Here is a 3,496-nt window from a genome sequence, read left to right as displayed (position 1 = left end):
CATTATGCAAAGAAAATAATTATGTAAAGTAAACGGCTGAACCTCCTTATTTCACTCATTAATCCTTCAATTTACTTTACATAATATTTTTAGAATTTCTTCAGCCACATCATCAAATTTTCATTTTTTGTCCACGTAGCTGTTTCCTCAGGATTAATATTTACATAAGCTTTTTCTAAAGCTTGACGTTTTTGTTTGGAATCTGCTCTGGCATAGATTTCTGTAGTTTGAACGGATACGTGTCCCAGTATATCCCGGATATAAACTAGATTCACTCCTGCTTGCAGCAGGTGCATTGCTTTAGAGTGCCGCAGGGAATGACAGCTTATTTTTTCTGGGAGCAGCATGTTATTTGATTTCTTTGCCTTTTTATAATATTTCTGTAGAATGTAATGAATCCCGGCCCGGGTGAGTTTCTCCTTTTTACTATTAAAGAACAGTGGATACCTATTCGAAAAATCTGCATCTAACCGGTTTTCTTTTAAATAGTTTTTTAGGTGCTCGGTTTGAGCATTAAGCATCGGCACCACACGCGCTCTGTTTCCCTTACCAATAATTTTTATCACTGGCGGAGTATCCAGCCTTACCATAGATGGGGTCAGGTCAATAATTTCCTGTACCCTGGCCCCCGTATCATACATTAAAGACAGCAGCACCAAGTCCCTCCGTCCTCTGATGGTAGCAGCGTCCGGTTGTTGCAATAACAATTTCATTGCTTCAATGGTGAGGTAGGTAATGGATTTATGCTGAGATCTTTTAAACCTAATGGATAAAATCTTTTGGCATTGGTGCAGATGATCCAGGCTTTCATGTTGTAAAAACCTGTAGAATGAATGGATGGCCGCCAGGCGTGCATTGCGAGTCGCATTGCTACTGCTCCTAGTACTTTGTAGCCAGTCGAGATAATCCAGTACTACTTCTTTGGTAACCATATTTAAGGTAAGTTTTTCTACTTTTAGACGTTTTTCCTTTTGGAGGTATTCTAGTAGTAAAACAAAGGTATCCCGATACGCTCTAATCGTATTGTTACTTAGCCCTTTCTCATGGGGCAGGTACCTGGATATAAAATCAGAGATATACTTGGAAAAATCAGTTGGCTTCATAGTTATTATATTTAGGAAATACATTCAGGCAGGTCATATCTACGTCCCTGATCAAATCTGGGTACATATTGGCCGTGAGTCTTACATAATGGTTAGTGGCCCCTATTGATCCGTGACCCAGATAATTGGAAAGAATCGGTAAGGAAGCGTAAAGGTCTACGCCAGCTTCAGCCATACTGGCCAGTGAGGTGACCGCAAAAGTATGACGAAGATCATGGATACGTGGCCCATGGTTATTTCCGGTATGATAAATAGCCGCTTTATTTAAGCACTTTTTAAACCAGCTTCTTACCCCTTGCCCACATTTATTTCCGTTGATGTTCACAAAAAAATATTCCGACTTATTCTTTATAGGGAGTTGATCCCTATAAAGTTTGTATTCTTTACAAACAACAACCAGCGAAGTTGAAATAGGAATGATGCGCTCCTTCCCGTTTTTGGAGTCTTTTACCTGTAAATAATTTTCTTCCAGGTTTACATCTTCATCTGTTATGGCCAAAGCTTCTCCAATACGAATTCCGGTGCAGTACAATAGCCTGACCAGTGCCGGCATACAAATCAAGCATGAATTCATATTTCTTTTTACAGATCTTAATTCATCAGCAGCTTTAAATAAGGCATGGACCTCCTTTTGGGAATAGATGTAAGGAACAAAGGTATTTTTCGGGTAACGTGGAAGTTTGGGGATGTAAGAGGGGATACCCAAATCACAGAGGTATGAAGAAAATTGTGCAAAGAACCTTATTCTATCGTACCGATATCGTTCAGACTCATTGCATCGCTCTTTACACCATTTTTGGGCAAACTCCTTCCTGATCCCTTTCGTTTTTTCTTCCTGTTGATGGGCTAGCTGGTCAATTTGGGATAAAATAATTTTCCCAGTGGTATACTTAAAACCCAGCTTTGTTTTCATATCAATGAATTGCGTAATATCCGGACCGTATATGCTGTCATAACTAATCATAAAAAACACCTCCTTTCTGCAAGTAAAAATCAGGTGATACGGAAGGCACTTCCAGTATACACTGTTGCATGGATTTAAGATCAATTCTTAAGTAATACCGTGTGGATTCCGTGCTTTTATGGCCCAATACTTCAGAGATGACGGGGAGCACTGTACTTTCCTCCAGCAACCTAAATCCCAGGCTTTGTCGCAGGGAGCGAGGGCCATACCTTCTGCTCTTAATATTAATCCCTGCTTTTATATAAGCTCTTTGGACAATATGGGTAATCACATTGCTTGAAGTAAAATAACTATATGGCGGTCTTTCCGACAAAAAAATACATGGCTCCTCTGATTTTGCCCGTGCGTATTTCAAATAATCGATGATCGCATTTCCAACGTCAGGCAATAAGGGCAATATTAATTCTTTCCCTGTCTTGACTTGTTCTATTTCAATAGTACTGGTATCCCAATGCAGATTTGAGAATTTCAATCTGGCAATATCCGAAGCCCGAAGTCCCAGTCTTGCAGCCAAAAGAATGATAGCATAATTTCGTTTTCCTATTGGACTAGATCTTTCCACCGATGCAATTAGTTTTTCTATTTCTCCTTTTGAATAGGTAGAAGGTAATTTAGGTTGATCGACGATCCGGTACTTGGGGATTCCTTTGGAATAATCGGCTATTAAAAGCTCCTGTTTAAATAAGTACTTTATAAAACCCCGAAGTGTTGAAAGGATAGGAACTACCACAGTTTTTCCACAATCCAAGGTATTTATATACTTTAAAAGTACAGCTAAATCAATATCCCTTATAGCAAGGACTTTGTTTTTATTGCAATATTCCAGAAAACGAAAAAGGCAACGTCTATAGCAATGTAGGCGTATGTTAGATAATCTTTCTTCTACTCTTTTATAATCCAGATACCTTATTATGGCCTCACCTAAGACCCCATTAAAGACCAGGTGAACTTTCACGGGTGGTAGGTTCGGGACCTTAATCTGGCCGGTACTTTGGAATTCAGTGAGTTTCCTCGTACCATTAGCTAGAAATTGTTCCTGTTTGGAAAGCTTACGCCCTTTACGACCTTCAAACTCGTAATTAAGAAATTGCTCTTCTACTTTCTGATCATAATGTTGGATTCCGTTGGAGACCATAAATTCCCTCAGTCGTAGCCAACCTCTTCGATAGGCTCCAACTGTATTACCGGAGTACGCATGGCTGTTTTCAAGATAATTCCCGACTTCAGCCATCAATTCATTGAAAGCCCTAATTTGTTCATTCATAAGACTATTATTTAGAGGTTAATAATTCCTCTAAATAAAATATTGTCTGCTAAAGTTGAACGAGAAAAGAATTAAAATTATGTAAAGGAAAACACTGGTATTTTACTGATTATGAGAAGTGTAAAACAACAACTTTACATAATTATTTTCTTTGCATAATGGGCT

The 3,496-nt window shown here is 38.8% G+C and carries 3 protein-coding genes; all 3 read right to left on the bottom strand.

What is annotated here, in order from left to right; genetic code table 11:
• Positions 1-89: 89 nt before the first annotated feature.
• Genes RM549_RS19170 through RM549_RS19160 form a run of 3 tightly spaced genes read right to left on the bottom strand, consistent with a single transcriptional unit; the run spans position 90 to position 3,331 of the window.
• Positions 90-1,103: a site-specific integrase gene (locus RM549_RS19170; protein WP_311687700.1), complete on the bottom strand. Its 1,014-nt coding sequence runs from the start codon at positions 1,101-1,103 to the stop codon at positions 90-92.
• Positions 1,090-2,016, bottom strand: a complete 927-nt coding sequence (locus RM549_RS19165) for a tyrosine-type recombinase/integrase (RefSeq protein WP_311687698.1) — start codon at positions 2,014-2,016, stop codon at positions 1,090-1,092. The genes RM549_RS19170 and RM549_RS19165 overlap by 14 nt, the downstream gene beginning before the upstream one ends.
• A 43-nt stretch (positions 2,017-2,059) precedes the next feature.
• Positions 2,060-3,331 carry a site-specific integrase gene (locus RM549_RS19160; RefSeq protein ID WP_311687696.1) on the bottom strand — a complete coding sequence of 424 codons (1,272 nt, stop codon included), beginning with the start codon at positions 3,329-3,331 and terminating at the stop codon, positions 2,060-2,062.
• Positions 3,332-3,496: the final 165 nt, after the last annotated feature.

This window comes from Autumnicola patrickiae, from assembly GCF_031846525.1.
In the GTDB taxonomy this organism is placed as follows: domain Bacteria; phylum Bacteroidota; class Bacteroidia; order Flavobacteriales; family Flavobacteriaceae; genus Autumnicola; species Autumnicola patrickiae.
The sequence above is the reverse complement of the archived record's forward strand: the minus strand, read 5'-3'. Positions and strand labels throughout refer to the sequence as shown.